Genomic DNA, 577 nt, shown 5'->3' with positions numbered 1-577 from the left:
GATACCCACGTTGGGCTGCGGCAATCTTGTGGCGACGTTGCGGTCGGTTGAGGGCGACAACGCCGGCATTGAGTGCTCGCATCAAGCACCGACAGCAGATCTAAAGAGCTGCCAGCAACACACTAACGCGTCATCTTTTCCATTTCGGGGAACGGCGCGTAAGTGGCGCCGGCACAGGCTTCGGTGACATTCTCGACAATGCGATCGAGGCGCTTGTCGACATAGGATACCGCCCGCTCCTGCGGCGCTGTGTAGCGGCCGTCGAAATCCTTCGCCGTGTAGCGCACGCAGCTGACATAGCGCAGCCGTCCGCCCACGGTGCGTTGCACCGGCTCCGCCATCATGGCGTCACGAACGCCGACCGGATTGTTCAGATAGGTCTTGAAGAACGCCAGCAGATCGACGCGATAATTGGTCGGGAATGGCTGCGCGGCAACGCCCTGATCATCCGTGAAGCTGATGCCACCGGCGCCGCCTCCTCCGCATGCTGCAAGCCACAGCGGCAACAGCACCGCTGCTGCCCGTCTCAAAGATATCCCCAAATGCCGTCTCATCCGTCGTGCCGTCTCAATTACGC

1 protein-coding gene is annotated in these 577 nt (G+C 61.2%); it reads right to left on the bottom strand.

Annotation, left to right across the window (positions count from 1 at the left end):
- Positions 1–122: 122 nt before the first annotated feature.
- Positions 123–577, bottom strand: a 455-nt coding sequence (locus tag AC1DU6_RS35100) for a hypothetical protein (RefSeq protein WP_477863175.1), incomplete at its 5' end; no start/stop codon positions are given.

The organism is Roseateles sp. P5_B10 (genome assembly GCF_056400485.1).
The sequence above is the reverse complement of the archived record's forward strand: the minus strand, read 5'-3'. Positions and strand labels throughout refer to the sequence as shown.